Below are 15,738 nucleotides of genomic sequence, written 5' to 3' on the forward strand. Positions count from 1 at the left end.
AGTTAGTGAAAAACAGGCTCTTCGCCGTCAAAGAACGGGGTCATCTGAGCGACAATCACCGCGTTTTCCTCCAGGGCCCGCTGCATCAGATCGCGTTCCTCATCGCCGATTTCATGGCCTTCGGCCTCGCGCTCTTCCAGGGTGCCGTATCCGGTCACGTCCAGCGGTGCAGTATCGGCTTGCTTTAGGATCGCCACTGTTTCCCGCACCGCCTCGGCTTCATCAATACCGGATGCATAGATCATCAGCGCAGCGCCGGTGGCGCCGTCGGGCAGGCCGTCTCCCTCCTTGCGTCCGATCTGGACAAGCAGGGTATAGACTTGCTGGCGGGAGGGTTTCTTCTTTTCCATGCCGCCGCCATAGCGCCGGGGCAGGGGGATGGTCAATCCATTTGACAAACCTGTACCGGGGTGATGCGCAATCAACTGAAGGCTTGCGGCGGTTTGCAGCCGGGCTCTATGTCTAAGCTTATTAATAATGGCCCCCGAGGATACCCGATGCGTTTTTCCGCCCTGACTGCCCAGCCGGTGCCCTGGAAGAACGGCGGCGGCATAACCCGCGAACTGGCCGTGCACAAAGAAAACGGCCAAATTGTCTGGCGTCTCAGCCTGGCAGAAATTGAGCGAAGCGGCCCGTTTTCGGCCTTTCCCGGGCGCGCCCGCATTCATTGCATCGTCGAAGGCGCCGGCCACACCCTGGCGGATGGACACATCCGGCTGGAGGCCCGGCCGCTGACGCCGGTGTTCTTTGACGGCGGCCTGGCTTTGGATTGCCGGCTGCGTGATGGCGTCTGCAAGGCGTTCAATGTGATTTATGATCCGAACCGTGTCACGCCAAAGGCGGAAATTCTAAGTGGAGGTACGTTGCGTGACTGTGAGGGCATTCAAGCCTTCTTTGTGGTTTCCGGCAGTCTGGAGATGCACGGCAAGGGACGTTTTCTCCCAGGCGAGGGTGTTACAGCAAAAGGTGCCGCCACCGGAGAGGTTTCCGATGGCGGAGCGGTTATCCAAGTGCAGTTTTCGACGGTTTAGAGACTGCTCAGCAGCTCTTTGATGGCTGCCTGATACCCCGCAACCACTGAATCGCGGGCGATGTGGCGGCCCTGCTGCACCACATGGCGGCCTGCGCTCCAGACGTCCGTTACGGTGTCATCGCCCGCGGCAAAACACAGACCGTCCAGCAACTGCTCCGGCTTCAGCGCGCAGAGGGCGGGCACTGTGCTGTCTATCGCCACCAGATCTGCCAGCGCGCCTTCCTCGATCCGCCCGGCATCGCGTCCCAAAGCCTGCGCGCCGCCCTTGGCTGCACCCAAGTACAAAGTCTCGCCCACCGAGCCTTCGCCCGGCACCAGCACATTGCGCGCCAGGTCCCTCAGCCGCTGGGAATATTCCAGCGTTCGCAGTTCCTCTGGCAGCGATATCCGCACGTTAGAGTCTGAACCAACCCCAAATGTCCCGTTATGCGCCAGGTATTCCACCCCGTTGAACGGCCCGTCGCCCAGGTTCGCCTCTGTGATCGGACAGAGACCTGCAACGGCACCGGACCGCGCCATGGCGATAGTTTCGGTGCTGGTCATGTGGGTGGCGTGGATCAGGCACCATTTGCCATCCACGGGCGCGTTTTCCAGCAGCCATTCAACGGGACGCGCACCCAGCCAATCGCTGATATCCGCCACTTCCTTGGGCTGCTCTGCGATATGGATATGCACCGGCAGCCGGTCCTGGATCCGCAGCACCTCCGCCAGATCCTCGGGGCAGGTGGCACGCAGCGAATGCGGCGCAATGCCGACACAGGTATCCGCGGGCAGATCGCGCGCTGCAATCCCGCGGGCGCGGCTGACGAGATCAGAAAAGTCCGCCACGGAGTTGCCAAACCTCTGCTGACCGCCGCTCAGCTCCTGCTTGCCGGCACCGCCATAGGTGTAAAGCACCGGCAGGTGCGTCAGGCCGATGCCTGTCTGGCTGGCCGCCGCAAACACCCGCTCGCTCAGCTCTGTCATCGAGGCAAAATGCGCGCCGCCCGGCTGGTGGTGAACGTAATGGAACTCGCCGACAGATGCGTAGCCGGCCTCCAGCATTTCCATGAACACCAGCGCTGCAATAGCCTCGTACTGCTCAGGCGTGATGCAGTCCATGAAGCGGTACATCAGCTCGCGCCAAGTCCAGAAGCTGTCCTTGCCGGCCGCGCGGTACTCCGTCATGCCCGCCATCGCGCGCTGGAAGCTGTGCGAGTGCAGGTTGCCCAGAGATGGCAGCAGCACATCCGCCCGCGCGTCCCCGGGTTGCGGCCCGGCACCGGTTTCCACTGAGGCAATCCGGCCGTTATCAACTGTCAGCCGGAGGTTCTCAGCCCATCCCTGGGGCAGGCGGGCGCGCTGGGCGAAAATGGTCTGCATCTGACTCTCTTATGTGTAGATATAATACCATTAGCGCCACGTTTATTGCACTGCAAGAGTTTTGAGCAGAAGGGGCGCTGCCCCTCGGCCTGGCGGCCTCACCCCGGAGTATTTGGGACCAGAAAGAAGCAGGCGCTTCTGCATAAACGAAAAAAACGCGCCCGGCCGGGGCGCGTTTCTGGTCTTAGACTGCGCGGCGTGGATCAGTCGCGCAGCAGCTCGTTGATGCCGGTCTTGGAACGGGTCTTCTCATCCACGCGCTTCACGATCACCGCGCAATAAAGGCTGATGTTGTTCTTGGACGGCATCGAGCCTGCGACAACAACCGAGTAGGGCGGCACTTCGCCGTACATCACTTCGCCGGTTTCGCGGTCGACGATCTTGGTCGACTTGCCGATGAAAACACCCATGCCCAGGACAGAGCCTTCGCGCACGATGCAGCCTTCGACCACCTCGGAACGGGCGCCGATGAAGCAGTTGTCTTCAATGATAGTGGGGCCAGCCTGCATCGGCTCCAGCACACCGCCGATGCCGACGCCGCCCGACAGGTGCACGTTCTTGCCGATCTGGGCGCAGGAACCGACGGTGGCCCAGGTGTCGACCATGGTGCCTTCGTCGACATAGGCGCCAAGGTTCACGAAGGAGGGCATCAGCACCGCGCCCGGCGCGATATAGGCGGATTTGCGGACCACGCAGTTCGGCACCGCGCGGAAGCCTGCGGATTTCCAGTCGGCCTCGCCCCAGCCGTTGAACTTGCTGTCGACCTTGTCCCACCAGCCGCCGGCCTGCGGGCCGCCTTCGTGGATTTCCATGTCCTTGATGCGGAAGCCCAGCAGCACGGCCTTCTTGGCCCACTGGTTCACATGCCAGTCGCCGCTGTCCAGTTTCTCGGCCACCCGCAGCCTGCCTGAGTCAAGCGCGTTCAGGGTGTCTTCGATCGCTTCTCGCTGTTCGCCGGTGGTGGCGGGGGTGATGGTGTCGCGCGCCTCCCAGGCGGCTTCGATTGCTGCTTCCAGCTGGGCGTTGGACATGGATGTTCCTCCGGCATCGGTTAGATTCGGAGCTTCATACCGGCAAACTGCCCGCAGGTCATGTCCGGATTGCGTCCAAATTGCCGCCCCTGACGGCGTTTTGCCGGGTTCCAGCCGGTCAGCGCACCCGGCGCAAGTGGCGGCGCAGGATCTCACAGGCTCCTGCAGCATCGCGCCGGGTCATCGCCTGGACAATGGCGGCGTGATCGGCGTCCACCCGGCGGCTCCATTGATGCTGCCAATTGGCGAACAGATGCCGGGCAGCGGCAATATGCAGATCGTCGATCGAGGCCAGCAGCCGCGGCATTGCGCAGGGTGCCAGGATCACCCGGTGAAAGGCGCGGTTCAGCCGTTCCCAGCTGGCCATGTCCTCAGCTGCATCGCAGGCTAAACGGGCAGCGTTGGCGTCTTCGATGTCCTCGGCGGTTAGCCGGCCAAAGGCGTGCGTCAAAGCCAGCACTTCCAGCGCCACCCGCATTTCGATCACTTCGCGGATCTCAGCAGGGTTCAGGGCGCTGACCCGTGTGCCGCGCCGCGGTTCGGACACCGCCAGCCCGTGCGCCTCCAGCCGCAGCAGCGCCTCGCGCACCGGCACATGGCTGGCCGCAAACTCCCGCGCGATATGGTCCTGGCGCAACTTTTCGCCAGCCGGAAGCGCACCGGTAATGATGCGTTCGCTCAGGCTCAGATAGATTGTATCGGCGATGGTTGCGGACATGCTATTCCGATAGGGCTGCCTGGGGATTGCTGCAAGGGTTATCCCAGCGGATCCGGGGCAATGTTGCCGCCGCAGACCAGTACCGCCACGCGTTCGCCTGGCTCCGGCCGGTAGGCACCGCACATCAGCGACGCCAGCGCGGTAGCGCCCGCAGGCTCTACCAGGATCCGGCGTTCGCGCCAGAGCGCCGTCTGGGCCTGGGTGATCGCACTGTCCGGCACGGTGAGGGATGTGACACCCTGCGCAGCGGCCAGCTCAAAGCAGATATTGCCAATCTGCTTGGCACCCAGCGCGTTGGCGGCAACGCCTGAAACCTCTACATCTACCGGCTGCCCGGCTGCCAGCGCCGCGTTCAAAGCGCAGGAGGTTTCCGGCTCCACGGCGATGATCTTACGGGTGCCCTGAAACCAAGCCAGCGCGCCGGCAATCAGCCCGCCGCCGCCTACTGCAATCAGCAGGGTGTCGGCTTGCAGCCCCTGTGCCTGCCATTCGGCGAAGCAGGTGCCTTGCCCTGCGACGGTGGCAGGCGCGTCATAGGCATGGACCTGCATGGCGCCGGTTTCAGCCTCATAGGCCTGCGCTTGCTCCAACGCATTGGCATAGGCGCCGGGCACCACCTGCAGATCGGCACCGGTGCGTTCGATCAGCGAGATTTTGGCGGGGCCTGCCATTTCCGGAACGTAGATACGCGCCCTGTGGCCCAGTTGATGCGCAGCATGGGCAACCGCCGCCCCGTGATTGCCGCCAGAGGCCGCGACCAGGCCGCCGGCAGGCACTTCCTGGCTCAGCAGCGTGTTGAAGGCGCCGCGCGCCTTGAAACTGCCGGTGTGCTGCATGTGCTCCAGCTTCAGTTCCACCGGGTAGTCCAGGCCGAACCCGCGGGTCTGCATTACGGGCGTTTGCTGCACATGGGGGCGGATGCGTTCTGCCGCTGCCTTGACTTCATCCTGCCAGTTCATGCGCGGTCCTCCTTGCCTGCTTGGCCGGAACCTTATCCGCACCGGGCCGCCGTGCAAGCGGAACGGCGCGTTCTGATGCATTCTTGATTGGCGCTAACGGCCAAGGACGGTTACAAAGGAGATCCTGTTATTTTTATTTGGATTGCTTATGACCGAAGACCGCCACAGCCGTTTCCGCGACGCACACTCAGACCGGGACCGGGCCGAACATGTGCCCGCCACGCCGCAGACCCAGGCGCCGGCCTACCGGCTGGCCTTTGCCGATGAGGAATTCCTGTGCCGCGAGGAACTGCGCCCGGTGCGCTTGCAGCTGGAGCTGTTGAAGCCGGAGCTGATGCTGAACGAGCATGGCATAGAAAGCACCATCGTGATGTTCGGCGGCGCCCGCATTCCGGATCCCGCCCACAAGGACAAGGCGCGCACCCAGACGCTGGCCGATCTGTCGCATTTCTACGATGAAGCGCGTGAGTTTGCCCGGCTGATGACCGAAAAGTCCAAGGAGAGCGGCGGCCGCCATAACGTCGTGGTGACCGGTGGCGGTCCGGGTGTGATGGAGGCAGGCAACCGTGGCGCGCTGGATGCGGGCGGCCATTCCATCGGCCTGTCGATCGTGCTGCCGCATGAGCAGGCGCCCAACGGCTATGTGACGCCGGATCTCAGCTTCAACTTCCACTATTTCGCGATCCGCAAGATGCATTTCCTGATGCGGGCTAGGGCGATCACGGTGTTCCCGGGCGGCTTCGGCACCCTGGATGAGCTGTTTGAGAGCCTGACCCTGATCCAGACCGGGCGCATGGAACGGGTGCCGTTCCTGCTGTTCGGAAAGGAATTCTGGAATAAGATCGTCAACTGGGAGGCGCTGGCCGATGCCGGCACCATCTCCGATCAGGACCTGGACCTGTTCCGTGTGGTCGATACCGCGCAGGAAGCGGTTCAGATCATCGACAACTGGGAGCCCGCGCCGCCGCGCGACAGCCTGCCAGGCCGCGAGCGCTGAACGCCGCAAGAACCGCTGCTGCCGGGATCAGGCGAATTCCGGCGGCAGCTTGCCGACTTCATCGCCGGTCGTGAGCCGGGTGAGGATCTGGGCGCCTCCCACGGTTTTCACGGCATAACCGTATCCGCGCAGGCGGAATTGCCATTCCCGCGGGCTCAGCGCCTTTTGGCGTTCGCTGCGGATCAGGTCCAGAACACTGGGGTCAATCGGGGCGGTCTTTCGTTCCATCGGAGCCATCGGTGATTCCTTCTGAAAATTGGATTGTCCGTAATCTGGAAACTGTTTGCGCCAAGCGGCGGAATTGAAGCTGGATTGGGGAAAGAATGCGGCAGCACGTGCTGCGGTTGCCGCTGTGCCCGTCAGGCAACAGTCGGGCTTATAAGCGGTCTGAAGGCTGTCGCCCTGGAAATTAGGCGGGAAGCCGCGGTCCGCCAGAGCGTGAACACGCTGGTATTTGCCTTTTGCAGAAAACTCTTCGGTGTTTGCACCTTCTGCGCCAGGAAACCGGCCAAACTTGGCCACATTTGCAAACAAAAACTTATCGGCGGTGGAGCAGTGGAGATTTCCGATGTCCGAAGTAACAGACTACACGGCGCTTTTGGCCTATACCTCGAACAGCAACTACCGCTGGAACAGCCAGGTCAAGCTCGGCACCCAATCTGTTGTGACATACAGTTTTCTCGGCAGTGGTGAATTGGGAAACGCGTCCGATGACCCTTACGGCGCAACCAGCTACTGGTCATTCAACAGCACCCAGCGCAGCTACTTCAGGCAGGCACTGGAAGAGTTCGAGGAAGTCTCCGGGCTGCTCTTCGTCGAAACCGACGGTCCGGCGATGATTGATGTATTCGGCTACAACGGCGGCTCAGCGGCCGGCTGGGCAAATTACTCCTGGGCCAGCGCCACTTCTACCGGCAAGGGGGATCTGGCAATCCAGGGCAGCAGCATGGCGCCGGGCACCTATGGCTATGAAACGATCCTGCATGAGATCGGCCACGCAGTAGGTTTGGAACATCCGCATGATGGCGATCATACGCTGGCCGATCATCTGGACGATCAGGCGCACACCGTGATGACCTACAATTATGCCGGCTACAATGCCACGGAACTTGGCACTTTGGATGTTCAGGCGCTGCAGCATATCTATGGAAACTCGTCAAAGACCGAAGGCTGGAACGCGTACAAAAACTCTGACGATATCGTAGTGATCAAGACCAGCGGCCGGTCCGAAGTCATTCTGGCAACCGGAGAGGACACCAGGATTTTCGCGCATGGCGGCAATGACACGGTCAAAGGCCGCGAGGCTGATGACATGCTTGCCGGATGCAAAGGAGCAGACAAGCTTTTTGGCGGCTATGGCAATGATACGCTGAAGGGCGGCGGCGGTGCCGATATCCTGATTGGCGGGATCAACACGTCGAAATATTCAGGCGCCAGCGGTGAACACGATGACCTGCGCGGCAATTCCGGAAATGACAAGCTGTATGGCGGCCGCGGCAACGACACACTGCATGGCGGCAGCGGCCGGGACCGCCTCTCCGGCGGTGACGGCTCTGATGTTCTGACGGGCGGAACAGGCGACGATGTCTTTGTTTTTGTTTCCGCTGACTATTGGGATTCGAACACAATCACCGACTTCGGCAATGGCAATGACAGGATCCGGTTCTCCGGAACCAGCCCTGACAGTTTCAGTGACCTGACCATCACCCAGCAAGGCGGCGATACGCATATTAGCTACTACGGCAATCACAACGTCGAGCTCACCGGCTACACCGGCGGGCTGTCCGCAGACGATTTCCTTTTCAGTTAAGGCAGCCGGGGACCTGCCGCAGCGGGGCCGGAGCCGGGTCACTTCATCCCGGCTTCGGCCTCAATCTGTTTGCGGCTCTTGCGGGCGCGTTCGGTGGCTGATTTCAGCTGGCCGCAGGCCGCCATGATGTCCTCGCCGCGGGTCTTGCGGATCGGCGACGCATAGCCGGCCTGATAGATGATATTGGCAAACGCCCGGATCCGGTTGTTGGAGCTGCGCTTATAGGGTGCGCCCGGCCATTCGTTGAACGGGATCAGGTTGATCTTCGCCGGGATGTTGTAGCGCTTGATGTGGTCGATCAGCCGGTGCGCGTCCTCATCGCTGTCATTCACCCCGTCCAGCATCACATATTCAAAGGTGATCCGTTCCGAGTTCGACGCCTTGGGATAATCCGCCAGTGCCTGCAGCAGCTCGTCGATATTCCAGCGCTTGTTGATCGGCACCAGCACATCACGGGTTTCGTTGGTGGTGGCATGGAAGGAAATCGCCAGAAGGCAGCCGATTTCCTCGGCTGTCCGTGCAATCTCCGGCACCACGCCGGAGGTCGACAGGGTGATACGGCGGCGGGACAGTGAGATGCCTTCCGGGTCCATCGCAATCTTCATCGCGTCGCGCACGTTGTCGAAGTTATAAAGCGGCTCACCCATGCCCATCAGCACGATGTTAGAGAGCAGCCGGGTTTCTTCCTTTGGCGCGCCCGGCACCGGCCATTCCTCCAGGTCGTCGCGCGCCATCATCACCTGGCCGACGATTTCCGCCGGGGTCAGGTTGCGCACCAGCTTCTGGGTGCCGGTATGGCAGAAGGAGCAGGTCAGGGTGCAGCCCACCTGGCTGGAGATGCATAGGGTGCCGCGGTCATCCTCGGGGATATAGACCACCTCGACCTCGTGGCCGCCGTTGATCCGCACCAGATACTTGCGGGTGCCGTCGGTCGACACCTGCTTGCTCACCACCTCGGGGATGCGGATCTCAAAGGTCTCCGCCAGCTGCGCGCGGTAGGCCTTGGCCAGGTTGGTCATGTCACCAAAGTCACGCTTGCCCCATTGGTAGATCCACTGCCAGATCTGGCCGACCCGCATCTTGGCCTGCTTCTCCGGTGTGCCGTGCTCAATCAGCACTTCGCGCATGCGCTCGCGGGTCAGGCCCACAAGATTGATCTTGCCGCCCTCGGGCTCCTTGCGGGGCAGGGTCATTACATCCTGAGTGATCGGCGCGCTGGCGGTCATGGCAAAAGCCTCGGGTCATGGTGAGCGGATGCGGCTCTATATAGGATTTCGAACAGAGATCAAAAGGAATCCGCGGAAATCTGCTTTCACATCGGGTTTCAGGCGGTCACTGGCCCAGACGCACCAGCTCGTCAACTCGCGCCCGCCCCAAGGTTGTCCAGCAGGCCCGGGTGGCAATCCCGGCGTCTTCCGGCACCGGATGCGCCGTCCCGATAAAACTGCAATGCGCGGCGCGAAACGCTTCCCAGGCTGTTTGGCTCGCCATGAGCGCGGCCTCTGTGTTTGTCCCGCCAGTGTCGTTGTCCCGCTCCGCGGCGGCAATCATGGCCGCCTCCAGTGCGTTGAACAGGGCCGCTTCCACACCTTCCTCGTCATCAGCCACGCAAGAGCCAACCTCCTCCTGGCTGCCGGTGCCGCATTCCAGTGCCGGATTGGCATTGGCGGGCAGGGCTAACAGCGCAACCGCAAGGATAGGCACCGGAAGAAAGGCAGAGTTCAGCATGGCAGACACCTCCTGCCCCTATGCTACGCCCCCTGCGCCTTTCAAACAAGAAAACCCCGGCGCAGGCCGGGGTTTCGTGTGTTTCCGCACATGCAGAGGGTTACTTGCTGCAGCGCTTTTCCGCATCTTCAATCGCCGCGGTGAAGCCCAGCAGCGAGAAAGTATCCTTGGTCTGGGTGCCCCGCGCCGACCGCGCAGTCAGCACCGCACTGGCGCCGCGTTTCATGGCGGTGACGATCTTAGAATCGTCCGCTGGCGTTGCCGGCCAGGCCCATTCGCCTTCGGTGAACAGCTCAAACTCGGACTCGCCGATTGCCATGTTCACGGTGGACCCCGGCGCAAACGGATAGCCGCCGGTAAAGCTCACCTCGCCCTTGGGCGCATCGCTGCTGCGGAAGGTGACAAACAGCTGGATCTCGCTGCGGCGCACCGCCACGACACGGCCGTCGCGGGTGTTCACGGTCTCCTTCGGTGCGGAAACCCCCCAGCACTCGTTGGGGTCATTGCCCTCGAAAACGCTCCAATCGACCTTGGCCGCAACCCGGTTGTTCGACGTTTCCTGTGCAGTTGCTGCGGTTGCCAATGCTGCCAGACACAGGCCCGCAGCCACGCGGGCGAGTTTCAATGCCATTTGTCCCGACTCCAAGACTGTTCTTTCATACCTCAAAACCAAGCAAAGGGCCCGCAGCGTTCTTCCGCTGTCTGGTCCCGATCCCTTCGCTTGCGCTACACAAGCACACTAACGTAACTAGCACCACGGGCGAAAGTGCGTTTTGGCAGGAATTCGCCCAGAAAACATGAGGGGAGACATCATGCCGAATCCAGTGCCCATGGCCGAAGTCTGGCGCGGTCCGCTGCTGGAAAGCCTGCATCTGGGCCATGCCGTCATCTGTGACGACAGCGGTCAGGTGGTGCGCAGCTGGGGCGATCCGGACGCAGTGATCTATCCGCGCAGCTCTGCCAAGATGATCCAGGCGCTGCCGCTGATCACCTCCGGCGCCGCCGCGCGGTATGGTCTGAATTCGGAACAGCTGGCGCTGGCCTGCGCCTCCCACAATGGCGCCCATATCCATACCGACCGGGTTAACGCTTGGCTTGGTCAGCTGGGTATGACTGATGACGACTTCCGCTGCGGCCCGCAGCTGCCGGACGACATTCCCGCCCGAAATGAGCTGATCAAAACCGACAGCAGCCCCTGCCAGGTGCACAACAACTGCTCCGGCAAGCACGCGGGCTTCCTGACTCTGAACCAGTACCTGGGCGGCGGCACTGAATACATCGAGGTGGACCACCCGGTGCAGCAGGCCTGCCTTGCTGCGTTTGAGGAAACCACCGGCCAGGACAGCCCCGGCTATGGCATCGACGGCTGCTCAGCGCCGAACTTTGCAACCACCGTCACCGGGCTGGCGCGCTCAATGGCCTGGTTTGCCAGCGCCGCGGACCGCTCCGATCGCGCGTCTGAGGCGGCGCAGCAGCTGGTTGCTGCAATGACAGCGCATCCCGATCTGGTGGCCGGCGAAACCCGCTGCTGCACCAACCTGATGCGGGCAATGGGCGGCAAGGTGGCGATCAAAACCGGGGCTGAGGCGGTGTTCATCGCCATCCTGCCGGAACAAAAATTGGGCGTGGCGCTGAAGATCTCCGATGGCAGCACCCGCGCCAGCGAATGCGCGATTGCGGCGCTGATGGTCAGCCTCGGCGTGCTGGATGCAGATCACCCGGAGACCGCCAAGTACATGAACAAGATGCTCTACAGCCGCCGCGGGCTGGAATGCGGTTCCATCCGCCCCGCCGCCGAACTGCTGTTCTGAAAACAAATGCCCCGGTTCAGGACCGGGGCATTTTCTTACATTTCCATGTCGATGATTTCAGCGACTTCAACCGAGCCGCTGCCGTCTGCCACCATCGGGCAGCCCTTGGCCATCTCGCATGCCGCGTCCTGATCGGCGGCTTCCACCACGGAATAGCCTGACAGCGGATTGGCGCCGCCATTATCGACCACCCCGCCGGCGCTGACGGTCTTGGACATCCCAACCGGTGCACCTGGCACCTTCAGGGCATCGCCCATACCCCCCATCCAGTCCTTCCAGGCCTGCATGACCCTGGCGCCCTCTTCCTCACTCTCCGGGGTCTTGCCGCCGTGATAGGCAAAAACGAACTGTGGCATTGGTCTACTCCCTTGGTTTCGTTGATGGTTCAGTCTTCTGCGGACAGCAGCGCCTCCAGCTTTCGCAGGGTTGAGGTCCAGCCGTCTTCGTGGCGCGCGGCAAACTCGTCATCGCCCAGATCCCGGTGGTCGACCACCAGAATGGCGCCATCCCCGGTGGCCGCAATGGTCAGAGTCACATGGCTCTCATCGCCGCGGCTGCCGTCGTCGCCGTGCCAGGCCCAGGTGAAGCCAACCGATTTCGGCGCATCCACATGGGTCACTTGGCCAGAAACATGAAACCGCTGGCCGTCGCTGTTCTGCATGACCGAATACCAGGGGCCGGTGCGGCTCAGGTCCAGGTCATGCTCCGGAATGGTAACCCCTTCCGGCCCCCACCATTGAAGCAGCTTGTCCGGCGTTGTCACCCAGGCAAACAGTTTCTCCGGGCTGACCGGAAATGTCCGCTTCAGCTGCAGGTCGCTCATGCCTCGTCCTCCATCAGGGCCGCTTCCAGCCTGTCCAGGCTCCCTTCCCAGAAGGCGCGCCGCGATTGCGTCCATTCGGCGATCATCCGCAGCCCTTCAGGCCGGGCAGAATAGAGCCGCTTAGTGCCCTCGGCCCGTTGGGTTATCAGCCCGGCCTCGCGCAGGACTTTCAGATGGCGAGAGATCGCCGGAGCCGAAATGCCTGCACCGGGGGCCAGATCCCCGGCGGGCAGTTCGCCCTCAGTAATTAACTGATCCACGATCATCAGCCGGGTTTCGTCTGACAGCGCGGCAAAGGATTTCAGAATCGGTACCATGCTATTTATTAGCATGTTTGTTAATTAATGAAAATGTTAAATATGGGGCAAAGCCAGAGCCGACCTTACATCATATCCCACAGCAGCTTGGCCGCGAGCGAGACAGAGGTCACCACCAGCAGCGGCTTGATCACCTTTGCCCCCTGCTTCTTGGCCAGCCCCGCTCCCGCCCGCGCACCGGCAATCTGGGCGCAGCCCATCAGCAGGCCGGTGATCCACCACGGTGTCGCAAAGAAGGAAAACGCCAGCAGACCCCCTGCATTGGAGGCGAAATTCAGCAGTTTGGTGTGGGCGGTTGCGCGCAGGATTCCGTAGCCCGCCAGCGACACAAAGGCGAGCATGTAGAAGCTGCCCGCACCAGGTCCCAGCAACCCGTCATAAGCCCCGCACAGCGGCACGATGAGGACGGTGAACAGGGCAGGGGACAGGCGGCGGTGCCGGTCGAGATCATCCAGCCCCTTCTTCAGCGCAAAGAAAATGGCGATCCCGATCAGCAGCACCGGCAAGATTACCCGGATCCATTCGGTGGGCAGGTAAGCCACCAGAAACGCACCCGCAACTGCCGCTGCAAAGGCAATCAGCGCAGGCCCGACCTGGGCCTTCAGATCAACATGCCCCGCCCGCGCATAGGTGAAGGCGGCGGTCGCTGAGCCGAACAGCCCTTGGATCTTGTTGGTCGACAGCGCGGTGACCGGATTGGCCCCGGCCAGCAGCAGAACCGGAACCGTGATCAGCCCGCCGCCGCCTGCAATTGCGTCAATGAACCCGGCAGCAAACCCCGCCGCCAGCAACAGCAGCAGGGTCTCGAAACCCACTTCCAGCATCTAATTGATCAGCCTTTGAATTCGTCCTGGGCGTAGCCCTGGATGTACAAGAGCGCCGTCAGGTCGCCGTGATTGATGCGGATATCGCATTCCGCCGCGACCGAGGGCTTGGCATGCAGCGCCACACCTGCGCCTGCGCGCTTCAGCATGCCCAGGTCATTGGCGCCGTCACCAACTGCAATCACATCCGCCTCCGCGATACCAAGCCGGGTGGAGATCTGCTCCAGCGCCTCCACCTTGGCCTCCCGCCCCAGGATCGGCCGGCCCGCCTCGCCGGTCAGCTTGCCGTCCTCGGTCAGCAGCGTGTTTGCGCGGTTCTCGTCAAATCCCAGTACTTCTGCGACCCGCGCCGTGAACGCCGTGAAGCCGCCAGAAACAAGCGCCGCATAGGCGCCCTCCGCCTTCATCGTCGCCAGCAGCTGCTTGCCGCCGGGCATCAGGGTAATGCGCTCTTCCAGAACCTTGGCGATTACCGTCTCCGGCAGCCCCTTCAGCAGCCCGACCCGCTCTGTTAGCGCGCCTTCGAAATCCAGTTCGCCGTTCATCGCCCGCGCGGTGATGTCCTTCACCCGCGCGCCGACGCCTGCCTCCTCGGCCAGCTCATCAATGCATTCCTGCTGGATCATGGTCGAATCCATGTCGGCCAGCAGCATCTTTTTCCTGCGCCCGGCGCTGGGCTGAATGACCAGATCCACGCCCATGCCCTGCAGGTCCGCCCAGACGTCCCAGCGGTTATCCGGCATCTGCTTCAACGGAAACTCGGCCGCCACTCCCAGCGCCAGCCACACCGCCTCATCACCGCCCCAGGCATTGCGCAGCGATTCGATCAGCGCGGGCTCCAGCACCGGTCGGGCAGGGTTGCAAAGCAGGGTGGCGGTGTACATCGGCAGGCTCCGTTCCAGCGCTGTTTGCCCTGTCATAACGCCGTCCCGGCAGAACAGCCAGACGGCAAAAAACTGCGGAAATCAGGGTGCATCATAAGGAGCGGCCCTTTGCGCCATTTCAGCGCGGCTGTTTCCGATGGTGGAAATTCATGTCGCAAAAAACAGATGAACAGCCGCATTTTTCTGAAATTTCTGTTGCGTGCCGCGCTGCAGCACACTAGCTCTGATCACGGGACACCCCTCCCCAACGAGGGGCGCTTATCTGGAAGGGTAGCATTTATGGCTATTGAACAACCTGCCGCGCGGCCGGCCAATCCGCGTTTTTCGTCCGGCCCTTGCGCCAAACCCCCCGTCTTTGATCTGAGCAAACTTGCAGGCGCGCCTCTGGGCCGCTCACACCGCGCCGCGGTGGGTAAGGACAAGCTGAAAGCAGCGATCGAAGGCACCCGGGAAATCCTGAACATCCCCGCCGGTTACAAGATCGGCATCGTTCCCGCCTCCGACACCGGCGCGGTGGAAATGGCGATGTGGAACCTGCTCGGCGCCCGCGGCGTCGAGATGCTGGCCTGGGAAAGTTTCGGCTCCGGCTGGGTCACCGACGCGGTCAAACAGCTGAAGCTCGACGCCACCGTCAAAACCGCCGACTATGGCCAGATCGTGGACCTCGGCACCGTCGATTTCACCAACGACGTCGTCTTCACCTGGAACGGCACCACTTCCGGCGTGCGCGTCCCCAACGGCGACTGGATCCCGGCGGACCGCGAAGGCCTGACGATCTGCGACGCCACCTCCGCCGCCTTTGCGCAGTATCTGCCGTGGGACAAGCTGGATGTGACCACCTTCTCTTGGCAGAAGGTGCTGGGCGGCGAAGCTGCGCACGGCATGATCATCCTCAGCCCCCGCGCAGTGGAGCGTCTGGAGAGCTACACACCCGCATGGCCGCTGCCCAAGATCTTCCGCCTGACCAAGGGCGGCAAGCTGATCGACGGCATCTTCCAGGGCGCGACCATCAACACGCCTTCGATGCTGGCGGTGGAGGACTACCTGCTGGCGCTCGACTGGGCCCGCTCGGTGGGCGGTATGGAAGGCCTGCGCGAGCGCGCCTACGCGAACCTCGCCGCAGTGCAAAGCTTCGTGCAGGACAACCCCTGGATCGCCTTCCTAGCGGAACAGCCGGAATACCGTTCCAACACGTCTGTTTGCCTCAAGTTTACCGACGAGCGCATCCAGGACGGCGCTGCCTTTGCCAAGGCCGTCGCCAAACGGCTGGAAGCTGAAGGCGTCGCCTACGACATCGGCGCCTACCGCGACGCGCCTCCGGGCCTGCGCATCTGGTGCGGCGGCACGGTGGAAGCCTCTGACGTGGCAACCCTGATGCCCTGGATCAAATGGGCCTTCGAGGCCGAGATCGCCGCGCAGACCGAAGCGGCCTGAGCAACCT

Annotated in this window: 19 protein-coding genes; 5 read left to right on the forward strand and 14 right to left on the reverse strand. The window is 62.4% G+C overall.

The annotated features are described in order from the left end of the window. Window positions 1-2 precede the first annotated feature (2 nt). Window positions 3-350: a hypothetical protein gene (locus RA24_RS17465; RefSeq protein ID WP_029204715.1), complete on the reverse strand. Its 348-nt coding sequence runs from the start codon at window positions 348-350 to the stop codon at window positions 3-5. Between the two features lie 63 nt (window positions 351-413). On the opposite strand from RA24_RS17465, the gene RA24_RS17470 reads away from it, so the two are divergent. Beyond that, window positions 414-1,031 carry a HutD/Ves family protein gene (locus RA24_RS17470; RefSeq protein ID WP_241480969.1) on the forward strand — a complete coding sequence of 206 codons (618 nt, stop codon included), beginning with the start codon at window positions 414-416 and terminating at the stop codon, window positions 1,029-1,031. Here the strand turns inward: RA24_RS17470 and RA24_RS17475 are convergent. From RA24_RS17475 to RA24_RS17490, 4 genes are all read right to left on the reverse strand, one after another. Continuing rightward, window positions 1,028-2,395, reverse strand: coding sequence for a formimidoylglutamate deiminase (locus tag RA24_RS17475; RefSeq protein WP_039193233.1), 1,368 nt, complete (start codon window positions 2,393-2,395; stop codon window positions 1,028-1,030). The genes RA24_RS17470 and RA24_RS17475 overlap by 4 nt on opposite strands. A 203-nt stretch (window positions 2,396-2,598) precedes the next feature. Beyond that, window positions 2,599-3,426 carry a 2,3,4,5-tetrahydropyridine-2,6-dicarboxylate N-succinyltransferase gene (gene dapD / locus RA24_RS17480; protein ID WP_019295179.1) on the reverse strand — a complete coding sequence of 276 codons (828 nt, stop codon included), beginning with the start codon at window positions 3,424-3,426 and terminating at the stop codon, window positions 2,599-2,601. 118 nt (window positions 3,427-3,544) lie between these two features. Further along, on the reverse strand, window positions 3,545-4,144 hold the full coding sequence (locus tag RA24_RS17485; protein ID WP_029204714.1) for a GntR family transcriptional regulator: 600 nt from the start codon (window positions 4,142-4,144) through the stop codon (window positions 3,545-3,547). Window positions 4,145-4,182: 38 nt separating this feature from the next. Beyond that, complete coding sequence (locus RA24_RS17490) at window positions 4,183-5,103, reverse strand: threonine/serine dehydratase (protein WP_039193234.1); 921 nt, start codon at window positions 5,101-5,103, stop codon at window positions 4,183-4,185. 148 nt (window positions 5,104-5,251) lie between these two features. On the opposite strand from RA24_RS17490, the gene RA24_RS17495 reads away from it, so the two are divergent. Beyond that, window positions 5,252-6,100 (forward strand): LOG family protein, encoded by an 849-nt coding sequence (locus RA24_RS17495; protein WP_019295176.1) that lies wholly within the window; start codon window positions 5,252-5,254, stop codon window positions 6,098-6,100. Between the two features lie 27 nt (window positions 6,101-6,127). On the opposite strand, the gene RA24_RS17500 is transcribed toward RA24_RS17495, so the two are convergent. After that, window positions 6,128-6,337 carry a hypothetical protein gene (locus RA24_RS17500; protein ID WP_029204713.1) on the reverse strand — a complete coding sequence of 70 codons (210 nt, stop codon included), beginning with the start codon at window positions 6,335-6,337 and terminating at the stop codon, window positions 6,128-6,130. A 331-nt stretch (window positions 6,338-6,668) separates the two neighbouring features. Here RA24_RS17500 and RA24_RS17505 point away from each other — a divergent pair, with 331 nt between their 5' ends. Then, window positions 6,669-7,910 carry a reprolysin-like metallopeptidase gene (locus RA24_RS17505; protein WP_019295174.1) on the forward strand — a complete coding sequence of 414 codons (1,242 nt, stop codon included), beginning with the start codon at window positions 6,669-6,671 and terminating at the stop codon, window positions 7,908-7,910. Window positions 7,911-7,948: 38 nt separating this feature from the next. Here RA24_RS17505 and rlmN read toward each other — a convergent pair whose 3' ends face one another. The 3 genes from rlmN to RA24_RS17520 all read right to left on the reverse strand — a co-directional run bounded on the left by rlmN (window position 7,949) and on the right by RA24_RS17520 (window position 10,269). Further along, entirely contained in the window at window positions 7,949-9,136 is a 1,188-nt protein-coding gene (gene rlmN, locus RA24_RS17510) for a 23S rRNA (adenine(2503)-C(2))-methyltransferase RlmN (protein WP_039147679.1), read from the reverse strand. Between the two features lie 106 nt (window positions 9,137-9,242). Continuing rightward, window positions 9,243-9,638: a lysozyme inhibitor LprI family protein gene (locus tag RA24_RS17515; RefSeq protein WP_019295172.1), complete on the reverse strand. Its 396-nt coding sequence runs from the start codon at window positions 9,636-9,638 to the stop codon at window positions 9,243-9,245. A gap of 100 nt (window positions 9,639-9,738) precedes the next feature. After that, entirely contained in the window at window positions 9,739-10,269 is a 531-nt protein-coding gene (locus RA24_RS17520; protein WP_029204711.1) for an invasion associated locus B family protein, read from the reverse strand. Between the two features lie 181 nt (window positions 10,270-10,450). Here RA24_RS17520 and RA24_RS17525 point away from each other — a divergent pair, with 181 nt between their 5' ends. Next, window positions 10,451-11,449, forward strand: a complete 999-nt coding sequence (locus tag RA24_RS17525; protein ID WP_039193236.1) for an asparaginase — start codon at window positions 10,451-10,453, stop codon at window positions 11,447-11,449. Between the two features lie 35 nt (window positions 11,450-11,484). On the opposite strand, the gene RA24_RS17530 is transcribed toward RA24_RS17525, so the two are convergent. From RA24_RS17530 to serB, 5 genes are all read right to left on the reverse strand, one after another. Further along, on the reverse strand, window positions 11,485-11,805 hold the full coding sequence (locus tag RA24_RS17530) for a YciI family protein (RefSeq protein WP_039147683.1): 321 nt from the start codon (window positions 11,803-11,805) through the stop codon (window positions 11,485-11,487). Window positions 11,806-11,834: 29 nt separating this feature from the next. Then, window positions 11,835-12,272, reverse strand: coding sequence for an SRPBCC family protein (locus RA24_RS17535; RefSeq protein WP_039193237.1), 438 nt, complete (start codon window positions 12,270-12,272; stop codon window positions 11,835-11,837). Continuing rightward, entirely contained in the window at window positions 12,269-12,589 is a 321-nt protein-coding gene (locus RA24_RS17540; protein WP_039147687.1) for an ArsR/SmtB family transcription factor, read from the reverse strand. Before RA24_RS17540 ends, RA24_RS17535 begins: the two co-directional genes overlap by 4 nt. A gap of 65 nt (window positions 12,590-12,654) precedes the next feature. After that, the gene (locus RA24_RS17545; protein WP_039193239.1) at window positions 12,655-13,413 is read right to left on the reverse strand and encodes a TSUP family transporter; all 759 of its coding nucleotides are present in this window, start codon (window positions 13,411-13,413) and stop codon (window positions 12,655-12,657) included. Between the two features lie 8 nt (window positions 13,414-13,421). Beyond that, the gene (gene serB, locus RA24_RS17550) at window positions 13,422-14,297 is read right to left on the reverse strand and encodes a phosphoserine phosphatase SerB (RefSeq protein ID WP_039172195.1); all 876 of its coding nucleotides are present in this window, start codon (window positions 14,295-14,297) and stop codon (window positions 13,422-13,424) included. 279 nt (window positions 14,298-14,576) lie between these two features. On the opposite strand from serB, the gene RA24_RS17555 reads away from it, so the two are divergent. Next, window positions 14,577-15,731, forward strand: a complete 1,155-nt coding sequence (locus RA24_RS17555; RefSeq protein ID WP_019295163.1) for a phosphoserine transaminase — start codon at window positions 14,577-14,579, stop codon at window positions 15,729-15,731. Window positions 15,732-15,738: the final 7 nt, after the last annotated feature.

Origin of the sequence: Leisingera sp. ANG-M6 (assembly GCF_000813905.1) — a bacterium.
Lineage (GTDB): Bacteria > Pseudomonadota > Alphaproteobacteria > Rhodobacterales > Rhodobacteraceae > Leisingera.

What these genes read in the sequence shown, in the direction of transcription:
- RA24_RS17545 (WP_039193239.1), bottom strand. Translation starts at nt 13,413, where the DNA reads ATGCTGGAAGTGGGTTTCGAGACCCTGCTGCTGTTGCTGGCGGCGGGG.
- RA24_RS17530 (WP_039147683.1), bottom strand. Translation starts at nt 11,805, where the DNA reads ATGCCACAGTTCGTTTTTGCCTATCACGGCGGCAAGACCCCGGAGAGT.
- RA24_RS17505 (WP_019295174.1), top strand. Translation starts at nt 6,669, where the DNA reads ATGTCCGAAGTAACAGACTACACGGCGCTTTTGGCCTATACCTCGAAC.
- RA24_RS17520 (WP_029204711.1), bottom strand. Translation starts at nt 10,269, where the DNA reads ATGGCATTGAAACTCGCCCGCGTGGCTGCGGGCCTGTGTCTGGCAGCA.
- RA24_RS17485 (WP_029204714.1), bottom strand. Translation starts at nt 4,144, where the DNA reads ATGTCCGCAACCATCGCCGATACAATCTATCTGAGCCTGAGCGAACGC.
- rlmN (WP_039147679.1), bottom strand. Translation starts at nt 9,136, where the DNA reads ATGACCGCCAGCGCGCCGATCACTCAGGATGTAATGACCCTGCCCCGC.
- RA24_RS17535 (WP_039193237.1), bottom strand. Translation starts at nt 12,272, where the DNA reads ATGAGCGACCTGCAGCTGAAGCGGACATTTCCGGTCAGCCCGGAGAAA.
- RA24_RS17540 (WP_039147687.1), bottom strand. Translation starts at nt 12,589, where the DNA reads ATGGTACCGATTCTGAAATCCTTTGCCGCGCTGTCAGACGAAACCCGG.
- RA24_RS17490 (WP_039193234.1), bottom strand. Translation starts at nt 5,103, where the DNA reads ATGAACTGGCAGGATGAAGTCAAGGCAGCGGCAGAACGCATCCGCCCC.
- RA24_RS17500 (WP_029204713.1), bottom strand. Translation starts at nt 6,337, where the DNA reads ATGGCTCCGATGGAACGAAAGACCGCCCCGATTGACCCCAGTGTTCTG.
- dapD (WP_019295179.1), bottom strand. Translation starts at nt 3,426, where the DNA reads ATGTCCAACGCCCAGCTGGAAGCAGCAATCGAAGCCGCCTGGGAGGCG.
- RA24_RS17495 (WP_019295176.1), top strand. Translation starts at nt 5,252, where the DNA reads ATGACCGAAGACCGCCACAGCCGTTTCCGCGACGCACACTCAGACCGG.
- RA24_RS17465 (WP_029204715.1), bottom strand. Translation starts at nt 350, where the DNA reads ATGGAAAAGAAGAAACCCTCCCGCCAGCAAGTCTATACCCTGCTTGTC.
- RA24_RS17470 (WP_241480969.1), top strand. Translation starts at nt 414, where the DNA reads ATGCGCAATCAACTGAAGGCTTGCGGCGGTTTGCAGCCGGGCTCTATG.
- RA24_RS17475 (WP_039193233.1), bottom strand. Translation starts at nt 2,395, where the DNA reads ATGCAGACCATTTTCGCCCAGCGCGCCCGCCTGCCCCAGGGATGGGCT.
- RA24_RS17515 (WP_019295172.1), bottom strand. Translation starts at nt 9,638, where the DNA reads ATGCTGAACTCTGCCTTTCTTCCGGTGCCTATCCTTGCGGTTGCGCTG.
- serB (WP_039172195.1), bottom strand. Translation starts at nt 14,297, where the DNA reads ATGTACACCGCCACCCTGCTTTGCAACCCTGCCCGACCGGTGCTGGAG.
- RA24_RS17555 (WP_019295163.1), top strand. Translation starts at nt 14,577, where the DNA reads ATGGCTATTGAACAACCTGCCGCGCGGCCGGCCAATCCGCGTTTTTCG.
- RA24_RS17525 (WP_039193236.1), top strand. Translation starts at nt 10,451, where the DNA reads ATGCCGAATCCAGTGCCCATGGCCGAAGTCTGGCGCGGTCCGCTGCTG.